Here is a 13,688-nt window from a genome sequence, read left to right on the forward strand (position 1 = left end):
GGGTCGGGAACTGCCTGCTGGGGCACCGGGCGCGCCGGGCGCCGGGCAGGAGCAGCGCCCGGAGGCCGCCGCCCCGCGGGTGCCGGCCGGGCCGGCGCAGACCCGGGTGGACCGGTGGGTGTGGGCGGTCCGGCTGACCAAGACCCGGGCGGCGGCGGCCAGTGCGTGCCGCGCCGGGCACATCCGGGTGAACGGTGAGCGCGCCAAGCCCGCGACGAGCGTGAAGATCGGCGACGAGGTCCGGGTGCGCGGCGAGGGTCCGGAACGGATCGTCGTGGTGCGGGCGGTGATCGAACGGCGGGTCGGACCGCCGGTGGCCGTGCAGTGCTACCGGGACGACACTCCCCCGCCCCCGCCGAAGGAGCACATCGCCCTGGCGGCGCAGCGGGATCGCGGTGCCGGGCGACCGACCAAGCGGGAGCGACGCGAGATCGATCGGCTCCGGGGCCGCTAGGTCCGCGCCGCCCGCACGCGCTCGATCAGCGCCATCGCGTCCTTCGGCGCCCGCACCTTGGTGTCGTTGTCGAAGAACACCCAGACGTCCAGCCCCCGGTCGGCCCAGTCGAGCACCTTCGCCGCCCACCGGTCGAGCGCCGGGTCGTCGTAGCCGGAGACGTACAACTCGCTGTCGCCGTGCAGCCGGACGTAGACCAGGTCGGCGGTGACGTCCTCGAAGTACGGCCAGCGACCGGCGGTGTCGGCGACCACCAGACCGATGCCCAGCTCGCGCAGCAGCTCCGGGAACTCCGGCGTGCGGAAGGTGTCGTGCCGCACCTCCAGCACATGTTGGATCGGCCGGTCGTCCTCGCTCGCGGTCCAGGCGCGCCCCTCACCGTCCAACCGTTGATCGTGCTGCCGGGCGAGGGAGGCGGCTGCCCCGGTGCTGCGCGGCAGCTCGGCGGCGAAGGCGCGCAACCGGTCGGCGTCGTAGCCCAGGGTCGGCGGCAGCTGCCACAGCACGGGGCCGAGCACGGGGCCGAGGGCGAGGACCCCGGAGGCGAAGAAGTTGGCCAACGGGGTGCGGGCGTCGGCGAGCTTCTTCATGTGCGTGATGAACCGGGGCCCTTTGACGCTGAACCGGAACCCGTCCGGCACCTCGGACCGCCACCGCTGGTACGACGCCGGCCGTTGCAGGGCGTAGAAGGATCCGTTCACCTCGATCGCCGTCATCCGCTCGGCGGCGTAGGCCAGTTCGGCGCGCTGCGGCAGGCCCCGCGGGTAGAAGTCGGCACGCCAGGGGGCGTAGCGCCAGCCGGAGATGCCGATCCGGATCTCGCCTACCATGCTGGCCGACGCTAGGCACCGACGCCTGGCCCAGCAACCGCGCCCGGCAGCCACCCGCTGTTCACCGGCCGGACGGACGGAGGCGGTACACCGTGGCCGTGGCCCCGCAGACAGCAGTCGTCGACACCGTCCCCCGCCGCCGCGTGCTGGCCTGGGCAGCCTGGGACTGGGGGTCGGCCGCGTTCAACGCGGTGGTGACGACCTTCGTGTTCACCCGGTGGCTGACCAGCGACGCCTTCGCCACCCCCGGCCTGACCGGCGCCGCCCTGGACCGGGAGCTGGCGGCGCACTCGTCCTGGCTGGGCTGGGGGCTGACGATTGCCGGGGTGCTGGTCGCGGTGCTGGCCCCCGCGCTGGGCCGCCGGGCCGACGGCACCGGACACCGGCGCCGGGCGCTGGCCTGGCTCACCGGGCTGACGGTGCTGGTCTGTGCGGCGATGGCGCTCGTCGTGCCGGACCCGGACGCGCTGACCCTGAACCTGGTCGCCGGGATCGCCCTGCTGGCGGTGGGCACCGTGACCTTCGAGCTGGCGTCGGTGCACTACAACGCGCTGCTGTCCGCCGTCTCCACCCCGGCGACGGTGGGTCGGGTGAGCGGGATCGGCTGGGGCGCCGGGTACCTGGGCGGCATCGTGCTGCTGGCGGTGCTGCTGGTCGGCTTCGTGCAGCCCGACGTGGGCTGGTTCGGGGTGACGGCGGACAACGGCGCGAACATCCGGGCCGCCGTCTTCGCCTCCGCCGTGTGGTTCGGGGTGTTCGCGGTGCCGGTGCTGATCGCGGTGCCGGAACCACCGGTGGTCGCCGGGGCACCTCGGGTCGGCTTCGTGGAGAGCTACCGCCGGGTGCTGGCCGATCTGCGCGGACTCTGGCGGGAGGCGGGCGGTCTGCGGGGCACCGTCGGATTCCTGCTGGCCAGCGCCGTGTACCGGGACGGGCTGACCGGGGTGTTCACCTTCGGGGCGGTGATCGCCTCCGGGACGTTCGGGTTCAGCGCCTCCGGCGTCCTGGTGTTCGCGGTGGCGGCGAATGTGGTGGCCGGGGTCGCCACCCTGGTCTGCGGACGCTGGGACGACGTGCTCGGGTCGCGTCGGATCGTGCTGGCGGCGCTGGTCGGCCTGGTGATCACCGGCATCGCGACCTTCGCCCTCGCCGACCGGGGACAGGCGGCGTTCTGGGTCTGCGGGCTGCTGCTGTGCCTGTTCGTCGGGCCCGCCCAGTCGGCGAGCCGCAGCCTGCTGCTCCGGGTCACCCCGCCGGGTCGGGAGAGCGCGATGTTCGGGCTGTACGCCACCACGGGGCGGGCCGCGAGCTTCCTGTCGCCGCTGGCGTTCTCCGTGGCGGTCGGGGTGTCCGGCAGTCAGCGGTGGGGCATCCTGGGCATCGTGCTGGTGATCGCCGTCGGATGTGGGCTGCTGCTCGCCGTGCGTCCCCGGGCGACGGCATGACGCTCGACTGGCGGCCCGATCCGCTCGGCCCGGGCTGGGAGTCGGCGGAGCTGCCGGTGTCCGTGCACGACCCCTCGTTGGTCGCCACCCTGGTCCGGCACGGTGCGCAGACGGCCGGTCCCGCGATGCTGCACCTGCACGGCTTCAACGACTACTTCTTCCAGACCCACCTGGCCGACGCCGCCCGGGAGGCGGGGCTGGCGTTCTACGCCCTCGATCTGCGCCGGTGCGGGAGGTCGTGGCGGCCCGGGCAACTGCCGCACACCGTGGCCGACCTGGCCGAGTACCGGGTGGACCTGGCGCTGGCCGCCCGGTGGCTGCGGGCCCTCGACCACGACCGGCTGGTGCTGCACGCCCACTCGACCGGCGGCCTGACGGCGGCGCTGTGGGCGGCCAGTCCGGCGGGGCGGGAGGCGGTGGACGCGCTCGTGCTGAACAGTCCGTGGTTCGACCTGAACGCGCGCTGGTTCCAGCGGGTGGTGTCGACCTGGGTGCTGGACACCCTGGGGCCGCTGGACCCGGACCGGGTGATCGCCGACGGGCCCTCCGCGTACTCGTACCACCTGCACCGTGCGCATGGCGGGCGCTGGGACTACGACCTGACGATGAAGCCCGCCGACGGGTTCCCGGTGCGTGCCGGGTGGCTGCGGGCCGTGCGTCGTGGTCAGGCCCGGTTGGCGCGCGGGCTGGGCATCGACGCGCCGGTCCTGGTCGCCACCGCGGCGGAATCCGGTCCGAACCGGCTGGACAATCCGCTGCTGGACGCGCAGGACACGGTGCTGGACGTGCGGCAGATCTGGGCCCGATCACGACAGCTCGGACCCGACGTCACCGAGCTGCGAGTGCCCGGGGCGATCCACGACCTCACCCTGTCCGCCGACCGGCCCCGCGCGGTGTACCTCGACGGCATGCTCGCGTGGGTGCGCCGGACGCTGGCCGACCGAGCCGCCTGAGCAGCGGGCCGGGCGGCCTCGAGGTCGTCAGTTCCGCCCCGAGTTCGGTGTCGGGACTGCCGAACTCGGGCGCGAACCATCGAACTCGGCGTGGGCGACGGCGAGCGGCGGTCCGGGCGGGCGATCGTGGGGGCGCGTGTGACCTGCGGGATGGTGGGCATGTCGGCGCCGTCCGGCATGCTGGCGCGGTGCCGTCGTCCCGCACCCATCGCCCGGACGGTCCCCTCGACCTCCGACTGACCCTGAGCGCCCTGCGCCGGGGTGCGGGTGACCCGACCCTGCGGATGGTCGCCGACGGATCGATCTGGCGGACGGTCCGCACCCCGGACGGCCCGGCCACCCTGCACCTGACCGCCCGGCCGGGCGAGGTCACCGGCACCGCGTGGGGGCCCGGTGCCGATCGGGTGCTGGACACCCTGCCCGCCCTGCTCGGCGACCACGACGACCCGCGCACCTTCGACCCGGCCGGACATCTCGGCCTGCACCGCGCGGCCCGCGCCCTGCACGGTCTGCGGATGACCCGCAGCCTCGACCTGTTCGGCTCCCTGGTCCCCGCCGTCCTGGAGCAGCGGGTGGTCACCGTCGACGCGCAGGCTGCCTGGTCGTTCCTGGTCCGGCGACACGGCTCGCCCGCCCCCGGCCCGGCGCCGGAGGGGATGCGGGTCGCCCCCGACCCGGCCGGCTGGCGCGAGGTGCCGGTGTGGGACTGGCGACGCGCCGGGGTGGACGACGCCCGCACCGGTGCGATCCGGCGGGTGGCCTCGGTCGCCGCCAAGCTGGAACAGGCGGTGGAGCTCGGGTCGACGGCGGAGCTGACCCGGCGGATGTGCGTGGTGCCCGGGATCGGGCCGTGGACCGCCGCCGAGGTGGCCCGCCGGGTGTTGGGCGACCCGGATGCGGTGTCCGTGGGCGACCTGCATCTGCCCCGCCTGGTCGCCGCCGCGGTCGGGCACCGGGTCGAGCAGCACGAGGTGCTGGACGCCCTGGGGCCGTGGGCGCCGCACCGCGGGCGGGTGGTGCGACTGCTGGAGCTGGTCGAGCACCGCACGACCGGCCGGGACCGGCCGCGACCGCGCCGGGCCGCCAGGTTCGGCTGACCGGGCGGCACGAATCGCTGGACCGGGAATGCCACGCCGACCCCGCACGCTGCACAATGGATCGGTCTGGCCCCGAGCAGAGGAAGCATCCGTGAACCAGCCCCGCATGAACGTCGAGTCGTTCAACCTGGACCACCGCACCGTCGCCGCGCCGTACATCCGGCTCGCGGACAAGAAGGTGCTGCCCGCCGGTGACGTGATCAGCAAGTTCGACGTGCGCTTCACCCAGCCGAACAAGGCCCACCTGGAGATGCCGGTGGTGCACTCGCTGGAGCACATGTTCGCGGAGCACTCCCGCAACCACTCCGACCGGGTGATCGACTTCTCCCCGATGGGCTGCCAGACCGGCTTCTACCTGATCCTGCAGGGCGAGTGGGCGCAGGAGGAAGTGCAGGAGCTCGTCGCCGCCACCCTCACCGACATCACCACCGCCACCGAGGTGCCCGCCGCCAACGAGGTGCAGTGCGGCTGGGGCGCCAACCACACCCTGACCGGCGCGCAGGAGGCGGCGACGACCTTCCTCGCCCACCGCGACGAGTGGAGCCAGGTCACCGCATGAGCCTGACGCATGTGCGCGCGGTGATCGCCGTCGCGATGCCGGACGAGGCGGCGCCGTTCCTGGAGCGGGCGGACCACATCGCCGAGCCGGTGACCGTGGGTGGTGCCGAGCACCACGAGATCGAGCTGTCCGGGCAGCCGGTGCTGCTGGTACGCGGCGGGATCGGACTGGCCAACGCCGCCTCCGCCGCCTCGGCCGCCCTGGTCCTGGTCAGCGCTGCCGGTGGGCAGCCCGCCGCCCTGATCTCCGCCGGGTCCGCCGGCGGCGTGCAGGCCGGGGTGCACGTCGGCGAGGTCGTGGTCGGCACGGAGCACCTGTACACCGGCGCCGACGCCCGGGCGTTCGGCTACGCGCTGGGCCAGGTGCCGGGGATGCCGCCGGTGTACACCGGTGACCCCGAGCTGCGCCGGGCGGCCCTGGCCGCCGAGGTGGGCGACCTGACGCTGCGGGCCGGGCTGATGCTCTCCGGCGACCAGTTCGTCGACGCGCAGCTGGTCGGCCCGGTGCGGGAGCAGTTCCCCTCCGGTCTGTCCACCGACATGGAGACCACCGCCCTGGCCCAGGTGGCGCACGTCTACGGCGTGCCGTTCCTGGCGGTCCGGGGCATCTCCGACCTGTGCGGCCCGGCCGGCGCCGACGACTTCCTGACCCATGTGGACGACGCCGCGGAGCGGTCGGCCACCGTGGTCGCCGGGCTGCTGGCCCGACTGTCCTGACAGCGCGGCGGGGCCGGGTGGTGCGCGCACCACCCGGCCCCGCCGCTGTCGTCACTCCTCGCTCGGGCCCAGATCCGGTCCGGCGACGAAGCCGACCCGTGGCCGCGCGGCACCGTGCAGGTCCAGGATCACGATCCGGTTGTCGCGCTCCCGGAGCAACGGACCGGGCACGTACAGCGTCCCGGTGGGTGAGGCCGACCAGTACCGGCCGAGCAGGAAGCCGTTCACCCAGACCAGTCCCTTGCCCCAGCCGTCGGTGCGCAGGAAGTGATCGGCACCCGCCACGGTGTCGAAGCTGCCCGCGACCAGCACCGGACCGGACACCGGTGCGGACGGGTCGAGCCGGGCACCGCGGTCGAGGGCGGACAGCAGCTCCGACCCCAGCGGGTCGAGGGCCAGGGACACCGTGTCCCAGTCGGTCAGCTCCCGGACCGCGGTCCGGGCACCGCCGATCAGCCCCTTGGCCTCACCGATCCGCTGCCCGTAATTGACCCGGCCCTGGTCCTCGACCAGCACCGTCAGCTCACCGGCCCGGCGCGGCAGCGACACCGTGGTGTCGTGCGTGGTGCGGGACAGCACGCCGACCGGTTCGCCGTCCAGCAGCACCACCGCCCGATCCCGTGCCTCCCCCACCGTGAGCACCGCGTCCTGTGCGGTGATCGTGGTGCGGTAGGCGATCAGGCCGTCCCACTGCTCGGCGTCGTCCATCGTCGGCAGCCGGTCCCAGTGCCGGGTGTCGCCGAGCAGACCGGCGTCGATCGCGTCCAGCAACGACAGCCCGGTCGACAGCGTGACCGCGAACTCCGGCGCCGGTTCCGGGTCGGCGGGCAGTTCCTCCGGCACCGGGGCGTACCGGGCGATCACCGACCGCATGGCGTGGTACTTCGCGGTCGGCGCACCGTGTTCGGCCAGCGGCGCGTCGTAGTCGTAGCTGGTCGTGATCGGCAGGTAGGTGCCCTTGTCGTTCGCCCCGTTGGTCAGACCGAAGTTGGTCCCACCGTGGAACATGTACAGGTTCACCGACGCGCCCTGGGCGAGCAGATCGTCCAGGTCCTGCGCGTTCGTCTCCGGCGGGGCGACGTGGTGGTGCTGCCCCCAGGAGTCGAACCAGCCGTTCCAGAACTCCATGCACATCAGCGGCCCGGTGGGCTGGTGCCGCCGCAGCAGTGCCAGCTTCTCCGTGGCCCGGGAACCGAAGGTGACGGTGCGGTGCAGCTCGGGCAGTGAGCCCCGCTCCTGCATCGCATCGTCGGCCTGGTCGCAGCTGAGCAACGGCACGGTGATCTCGTGGCCGCGGACCAGCTTGATCAGGGCGCGCAGGTACTCCGCGTCCTCGCCGTAGGCGCCGTACTCGTTCTCCACCTGCACGGCGATGACCGGCCCACCGTGGTCGATCTGCCGGGCGGCCACCAGTGGCAGGTGCTGGTCGTAGTACTCCGCGATCGCGGCGAGGTAGCGCGGCTCGTGCCGGCGCACCCCGACCTCGGGATCGGCCAGCAGCCACCCGGGCAGTCCGCCGCCGGTCCACTCCGCACAGATGTACGGGCCGGGCCGGACGATGGCGTACATCCCCTCGGCGGCGACCAGGTCCAGGAACCGGCCCAGGTCCCGCTGCCCGGTGAGGTCGAACACCCCGGGCCTCGGGGCGTGGAAGTTCCACGCCACGTAGGTCTCGATGGTGTTCAACCCCATCAGCCGGGCCTTGCGGATCCGGTCCGCCCACTGGTCCGGGTGGACCCGGAAGTAGTGCAGCGCCCCGGAGATGACCTGGAACGGCTTCCCGTCCAGCAGGAAGTCCTGCTCGCCGATCTCGAACCTGCTGTTCATCACTTGACCGTGAAGCCCTGCTCGTTGCCGTAGCTGATCGTCTTCTGCTGCCAGTCGGCCAGTCCCTCGGTCAGCGTGGTGCCGGAGACGTACGCCTGGCCCACGGTGTCGTTGAAGATGCTGTTGGCGTAGACCTGGTAGGGCAGGTACTGCCAGCCCTCCACGACGTCCTCCGCCGACTGGGAGAGGACCTCGTTGATCTTCTGCCCGCCGAAGTAGTCGAACTCCTTGTTCAGGAACTCGTCGGACTGCAGGTCAGCGGTGGTCGCCGGGAATCCGCCCATCTCGATCCGGGTGGCGACGCCGTCACCGACGGTGGCGTAGTGCAGGAAGTCGTAGGCGAGCTCCTTGTTCGCCGATGCCTCGGTGACCGACAGACCGGAGCCGCCGTTCTCCGCGGTGGCCGACTGCCCCGCCTCCCACTGCGGCATCGGGGCGACCCGCCACTGCCCCGCGGCCTGCGCGACACCGGACTCCAGGTTGCCCGGCATCCAGGCGCCGATGGTCAGGGTGGCGATGGTGCCGTTGCCCAGGCCCTGGTACCACTCGTCGGACCAGGAGCTGATCGGGGCCAGCAGGTCGTCGTCGATCAGCTGCTGCCACAGCCCGGCGAACTTCGCGGAGCCCTCGTCGGTGAAGTCGACGGTGACGTCGGTGCCCTTCACGCTGTACGGCTTGCCGCCGGCCTGCCAGATCATGCTGGTGGTGAAGCCGGCGTCACCGGTGTCGTTGGTGATGTAGACGTTCGGGTCGGCGGCGTGCAGGGCCTTCGCCGCGGCGACGTACTCGTCCCAGGTGGTCGGGATCTCGATGCCGTACTTCTCGAAGACGGTGGTGTTGTAGAACATCGCCATCGGGCCGGAGTCGGCGGGCAGGCCGTAGATCCCGTCGCCGGACTGCACGGCGTTCCACGGTCCGGGGCTGAAGGTGCCGTCCAGGTCGGAGGCGCCCAGGTCGGACAGGTCGGCCAGCGCACCGCCGAGGGCGAACTGCGGCAGCGCGTAGTACTCGATCTGCGCGATGTCCGGCACCCCGGATCCCGCGGCGACGGCGTTCTGCAGCGCGGTGTACTGGTCGTTGCCGGTGCCGGCGTTCACCACGTCGATGGTGACGTCCGGGTTCTCCTTCATGTACTGCTCGGCGATCGGCTCGACCGTGTTGTCCCAGGCCCAGACGGTGAGCTTCCCGCCGTCGGCGGCGGCGTCGGTGGAGTCACCGCCGGAGTCGGAGCCGGACGAGCAGGCGGTCAGGCCCAGGGCGAGGGCCCCGACCACGGCGGCAGTGCGCCAGAGGGTGCGATGAGACATGCCAGTTCCTCACATCATTGTGTAGAAGGGGTGGGTCATTCCTTGACGGAGCCGGCCGCCAGCCCCGACTGCCAATAGCGCTGCAGCAGGAGGAAGGCGACGACCAGCGGGAGGATGGTCAGCAGGGCACCGGTGATCACCAAGTTGAAGATGGCCTGGCCACCGGCAGTGGCTGCCTGCGCGTTCCAGGCGTTGAGCCCGAGGGTGAGCGGATACCAGTCGGGGTTCTTCAGCATGATCAGCGGCAGGAAGTAGTTGTTCCAGGTCGCGACCATGGTGAACAGCAGCACCGTGACGATGCCGGGGCCGAGCAACGGCAGGCTGATCTGGCCGAAGGTGCGCAGTTCGCTGGCACCGTCGACCCGCGCCGCCTCCATCAGCTCGGTCGGGATCGCCTCGGCGGCGAAGGTCCACATCAGGTACAGCCCGAACGGGGAGATCAGGGACGGGATGATGACCGACCAGGGCGTGTTGGTGATGCCCATCTTGCTGAACATCAGGAAGGTCGGGACGGCCAGCGCGGTGCCCGGCACGGCCACCGCGCCGATCACGATGGCGAACACGGCCTTCTTGCCCGGGAACCGGAACTTGGCCAGGCCGTAACCGCCGAGCACCGCCAGCAGCGTCGCTCCCCCGGCGCCGACCACCACGTACAGGATCGTGTTCAGCAGCCAGCGGACGAAGATGCCGTCCTGGTAGGTGAGCGTGTCGGCGATGTTGCTGAACAGCGCGAAGTCGCCGCTGAACCACAGGCCGAAGGAGTCGAAGAGCGAGTTCTGGGTCTTGGTCGCGTTGATCAGCAGCCAGGCCAGGGGCACCAGGCTGTAGAGCAGCACGATGCTGGTCAGCACGGTGAGCAACGGGCTGCGTCGGGTGCGGGGCTTGTCGGCCCTCGGGGTGCGGGTGCGCAGGGCGGTGGCGGACATCGTCACGACTCCTTCCGCATGCCGCGGAGCTGGACGACATACGCGACGATCATCGTGAGGACGCCCATGATGATCGCGACCGTCGCCGAGTAGTTGTACTGCTGGCCGGAGAAGCCGAGCGAGTAGGCGTACAGGTTCGGGGTGAAGGACGTGGTGATCGCGTTCGGCGCCAACGACTGCAGGATGCTCGGCTCGTTGAACAGCTGGAACGACCCGATGATCGAGAAGATGGTGGCGATCACCAGCGCGCCCCGGATCGCCGGGAGCTTGATCGCAGAGATGATCCGCCACTGCCCGGCGCCGTCGATCTCCGCCGCCTCGTACAGGCTGTGCGGGATCACCCGCAGCGCCGAGTAGAAGATCAGCATGTTGTAGCCGACGAATTCCCAGGTCACGATGTTGCCGATCGAGGCGAGCACCAGATCGGGTGACAGCGGGTTCGGGAGGCTGATCCCGAAGGCGTCGTTGATGTTGCCGATCAGGCCGAACCGGGTGCCGTACATGAAGCCCCACATCAGGGTGGCGACCACGGCCGGCACCGCGTAGGGCAGGAAGATCGAGATCCGGAAGAAGCTCTTGCCGTACAGCCGCCCGGAGTCGATGGCCAGCGCGACCAGCAGCGCGATGCCGAGCATGATCGGCACCTGGACCACCAGGAACAGCGCCACCCGACCGGCCGCCGACCACAGCTGCGGGTCGCTGAACGCCCGGGTGTAGTTGTCCAGACCGACGAAGGCGTTGCCGCCCACCAGCTGCTGGCGGAACAGGCTGAGGTAGATCGAGTAGCCGATGGGTGCCAGGAACACCAGGGCGAACACGATCATGAACGGTCCGACGAATCCCCACCCGGTCCAGCGCCGGGAGACACCCCGGGCACTACGTCGAGCGGGGGCCGCCACGGCGGGTCTCGCCAGGGCGGGTGGGACGGTCTGCGTCACGGGGGCCACTCCTTCGTGGGCTGATGTTGACGTCAACATCCGGTGCGGCGTCACGCTGCCACAGCGCCGGGACCGCCGTCAACACCGGGAGGGTCACGGAATGGTGACGTCACCATTTCACCCGTTCCGCTCGGATGTTCACGTCATCACCGCTACCATCGCCGCATGTCCCGGGTCTCCCGCCCCAACCCGTCCATCGCCGACGTCGCTCGGCTGGCCGGTGTCTCCGCCCAGACCGTGTCCCGGGTGTCCACCGGTGCCGACAACGTCCGGCCCGCCACCCGCGACCGGGTCCTCGCGGCGATGGACGAGCTCGGGTACTCGCCGAACCACGCCGCCCGCGCGCTGCGATCCGGCAGCTTCGGGACCATCGGGATGATCGCCCACCGCCTGGCCCGCACCGGCGAGTCCCGCACCGTCGAGGCCGTGGTCGAGGCAGCCAGGGCCGAGGGCTACACGGTCAGCCTGGTCGACGTCAGCTCGCCCTCCTCCGACGAGGTCACCGAGGCCGCCGCCCGGCTGTCGCACCAGTCCATCGACGGGCTGGTCATCATCCGCGCCGAGACGGCGACCCCGACCAACCTCGCCCTGCCGCCCCGGGTCCCGGTGGTCGTGTCCGACAGCCGGTTCGCCGGGCACCACCCCGCCGTCGGCGCCGACCAGGTCACCGGCACCCACCTGGCCGTGCAACACCTGCTCGACCTCGGCCACCGCACCGTGCACCACCTCGCCGGACCGGTCAGCTCCGCTCCGGCCGAGATCCGGGTCGAGACCTGGCGCGAACACCTGATCGGTTCCGGCCGCGCCGTGCCCGAACCCCTGCGCGGCGACTGGTCGGCCCGCTCTGGCTACCAGCAGGGCCAGCGGATCGCCGCCGCCGCCCGCCGCGACCGGATCACCGCCGTCTTCACCGCCAACGACGAGATGGCCGCCGGGTTGATCCGCGCGCTCTCCGAGGCCGGGCTACGGGTGCCGCAGGACGTGTCGGTGGTCGGCTTCGACGACATCCCGCTCGCCGAGTTCCTCTGGCCGCCGCTGACCACGGTGCAGCAGGACTTCCAGTTGATCGGGCACCAGCTGATGGACCTGCTGCTACGCCAGATCCGGCACCACGAGCAGCTCTCCGATCAGCGGATCGTGGTGCCGACCCGGCTGGTGGAACGGGGCAGCACCGCCGCACCACGGGAGTGACGGTCCGACGGGACCCCGCCGGCGACCAGCGAGGTGTGACCGACCCGACCGAGGCCCCGACCTACGCGGTGTGACCGGCCCGACCGAGGCCCCGACCGGCGCGGCGTGACCACCACCGGAACGAGTGGACCCGCGCCCGCTCCACAGCGCCCAGCCGGAACACCCCGGACCGCGCGACTCAGCGCGCCGTCCGTTCCGGTGCCACCGGGGCGTCCTCCGCCGGCCCGCCGCGCTGTCGAGGCACCGCCGACAGCGCCCCGATCGCCCGGCTCACCGCCTCCGGGTCCCGGGTCACCAGCACCGGGCACTCGGCGCGGTGGGCCACCGCGCGGCTCACCGACCCGAGCACGAGGCTGACGAACCCACTCCGTCCCCGGGCGCCGACCACCACCAGCGCCGCATCCGCCGACCGTCGCACCAGCACGTCCTGCGTGCGCCCCTCGACCAGCCGCACCTCGGTGCGCAGCTCCGGCCGGGTGGCGCACCAGCTCACCGCCCGGTCGGCGACCTGCTGCGCCGCGAGCCGGGCACCCTCGGCGGTGGACGGCGCTCGCAGGCCGCACAACGGCGGCGCCGAGGTCTGCGCCACCGCGGTCCACGCCACCAGGACCTGCAACGGGACGCCCAACGCCTCCGCGGCGTCGCGCCCCTCCTCGATCGCGACGAAGGATGCCGGCGACCCGTCGAAGCCGACCACCACCGGTCCCTGCCGGATCGGCGCGGCATCCGGCACCACGGCCACCGCCGTCGGCGCATTGTGCAGCACACCGGAGGCCACCGACCCGATCAGCGGACCGCCACGGCGACCCGCTCCGTGGCGACCGATCACCACCATCGGCGCATGGATCGCCCGCTCGGTCAGCACCGCCACCGGCGAGCCGAAGTCCAGCACCGGCCGCACCGTGATCTCCGGCGCCGCCTCGGCCGCGATCCGTGCCCCTTCGGCGGGCACCTCCCGGACCTGCTCGACCACCCGTCGACCGAGCCAGGTGTCCCCGGCTCCACCATTCGGTTGCCCGGCGAATCCCCAGGCGCACACCACCTCGACCGGCCTGCCGCGTTCCCTGGCCCGGGCGGCCGCCCACCGCACGGCGGTGGCGGCCTGCGGCGACCCGTCGTACCCGACCACGATCGCGCTCCGCATGACGCCCTCCTCGACGTTGCCATCTCCACCATGCGTCGAATCGCGACCGCGCGCCAAGGGACGAGGGTCCCGGACCGACGCATCGCGCGGATCCGGCACCACCCGCCCTATCGTGGGCGCACCGCACCGCACCGCACCGCACCGCACCCACCCCACCACCCGCCTCCGCCCGCACCCACCCCGCCACTCACGCCCGGCCCGCCGCCCGCCTCCGCCAGCACCCATCCCCCGGCCGCTTCGGCTTCCGCCGCCGAGTTCGGCAGTCCCGCCCCGAGGTCGCTGTCCTCGATGCCGAACTCGG

13 protein-coding genes are annotated in these 13,688 nt (G+C 72.3%); 7 read left to right on the plus strand and 6 right to left on the minus strand.

Going from position 1 to position 13,688, the window contains the following annotated elements; all coding sequences use genetic code 11:
* Positions 1-79 precede the first annotated feature (79 nt).
* A complete protein-coding gene (locus HGK68_RS11195; protein ID WP_206155868.1) occupies positions 80-454 on the plus strand; it encodes an RNA-binding S4 domain-containing protein in 375 nt (124 codons plus the stop codon).
* On the opposite strand, the gene HGK68_RS11200 is transcribed toward HGK68_RS11195, so the two are convergent.
* Positions 451-1,284, minus strand: a complete 834-nt coding sequence (locus HGK68_RS11200) for a DUF72 domain-containing protein (RefSeq protein ID WP_169166032.1) — start codon at positions 1,282-1,284, stop codon at positions 451-453. The two genes, HGK68_RS11195 and HGK68_RS11200, sit on opposite strands and share 4 nt — an antisense overlap.
* Before the next feature lie 98 nt (positions 1,285-1,382).
* On the opposite strand from HGK68_RS11200, the gene HGK68_RS11205 reads away from it, so the two are divergent.
* From HGK68_RS11205 to mtnN, 5 genes are all read left to right on the plus strand, one after another.
* A complete protein-coding gene (locus HGK68_RS11205) occupies positions 1,383-2,729 on the plus strand; it encodes an MFS transporter (RefSeq protein ID WP_246260302.1) in 1,347 nt (448 codons plus the stop codon).
* Positions 2,726-3,682 carry an alpha/beta hydrolase gene (locus HGK68_RS11210; protein ID WP_169166034.1) on the plus strand — a complete coding sequence of 319 codons (957 nt, stop codon included), beginning with the start codon at positions 2,726-2,728 and terminating at the stop codon, positions 3,680-3,682. Before HGK68_RS11205 ends, HGK68_RS11210 begins: the two co-directional genes overlap by 4 nt.
* A 188-nt stretch (positions 3,683-3,870) precedes the next feature.
* Positions 3,871-4,779, plus strand: coding sequence for a DNA-3-methyladenine glycosylase family protein (locus tag HGK68_RS11215; protein ID WP_169166035.1), 909 nt, complete (start codon positions 3,871-3,873; stop codon positions 4,777-4,779).
* 106 nt (positions 4,780-4,885) lie between these two features.
* A complete protein-coding gene (locus HGK68_RS11220; RefSeq protein WP_169167086.1) occupies positions 4,886-5,338 on the plus strand; it encodes an S-ribosylhomocysteine lyase in 453 nt (150 codons plus the stop codon).
* Positions 5,335-6,054 (plus strand): 5'-methylthioadenosine/S-adenosylhomocysteine nucleosidase, encoded by a 720-nt coding sequence (mtnN, locus tag HGK68_RS11225; RefSeq protein WP_169166036.1) that lies wholly within the window; start codon positions 5,335-5,337, stop codon positions 6,052-6,054. The genes HGK68_RS11220 and mtnN overlap by 4 nt, the downstream gene beginning before the upstream one ends.
* Positions 6,055-6,105: 51 nt before the next feature.
* Here mtnN and HGK68_RS11230 read toward each other — a convergent pair whose 3' ends face one another.
* Genes HGK68_RS11230 through HGK68_RS11245 form a run of 4 tightly spaced genes read right to left on the minus strand, consistent with a single transcriptional unit; the run spans position 6,106 to position 11,091 of the window.
* Positions 6,106-7,881, minus strand: coding sequence for a glycoside hydrolase family 35 protein (locus HGK68_RS11230; protein ID WP_169166037.1), 1,776 nt, complete (start codon positions 7,879-7,881; stop codon positions 6,106-6,108).
* A complete protein-coding gene (locus HGK68_RS11235; protein WP_169166038.1) occupies positions 7,881-9,188 on the minus strand; it encodes an ABC transporter substrate-binding protein in 1,308 nt (435 codons plus the stop codon). Before HGK68_RS11235 ends, HGK68_RS11230 begins: the two co-directional genes overlap by 1 nt.
* 35 nt (positions 9,189-9,223) lie before the next feature.
* Positions 9,224-10,114 (minus strand): carbohydrate ABC transporter permease, encoded by an 891-nt coding sequence (locus HGK68_RS11240; protein ID WP_169166039.1) that lies wholly within the window; start codon positions 10,112-10,114, stop codon positions 9,224-9,226.
* A 2-nt stretch (positions 10,115-10,116) separates the two neighbouring features.
* Positions 10,117-11,091: a carbohydrate ABC transporter permease gene (locus tag HGK68_RS11245; RefSeq protein ID WP_169167087.1), complete on the minus strand. Its 975-nt coding sequence runs from the start codon at positions 11,089-11,091 to the stop codon at positions 10,117-10,119.
* A 126-nt stretch (positions 11,092-11,217) separates the two neighbouring features.
* On the opposite strand from HGK68_RS11245, the gene HGK68_RS11250 reads away from it, so the two are divergent.
* On the plus strand, positions 11,218-12,243 hold the full coding sequence (locus HGK68_RS11250) for a LacI family DNA-binding transcriptional regulator (protein WP_169166040.1): 1,026 nt from the start codon (positions 11,218-11,220) through the stop codon (positions 12,241-12,243).
* A gap of 178 nt (positions 12,244-12,421) precedes the next feature.
* On the opposite strand, the gene HGK68_RS11255 is transcribed toward HGK68_RS11250, so the two are convergent.
* Positions 12,422-13,387 carry a universal stress protein gene (locus tag HGK68_RS11255; RefSeq protein ID WP_169166041.1) on the minus strand — a complete coding sequence of 322 codons (966 nt, stop codon included), beginning with the start codon at positions 13,385-13,387 and terminating at the stop codon, positions 12,422-12,424.
* Positions 13,388-13,688: the final 301 nt, after the last annotated feature.

Source organism: Cellulomonas taurus (genome assembly GCF_012931845.1).
GTDB classification, from domain to species: Bacteria; Actinomycetota; Actinomycetes; order Actinomycetales; family Cellulomonadaceae; genus Cellulomonas; species Cellulomonas taurus.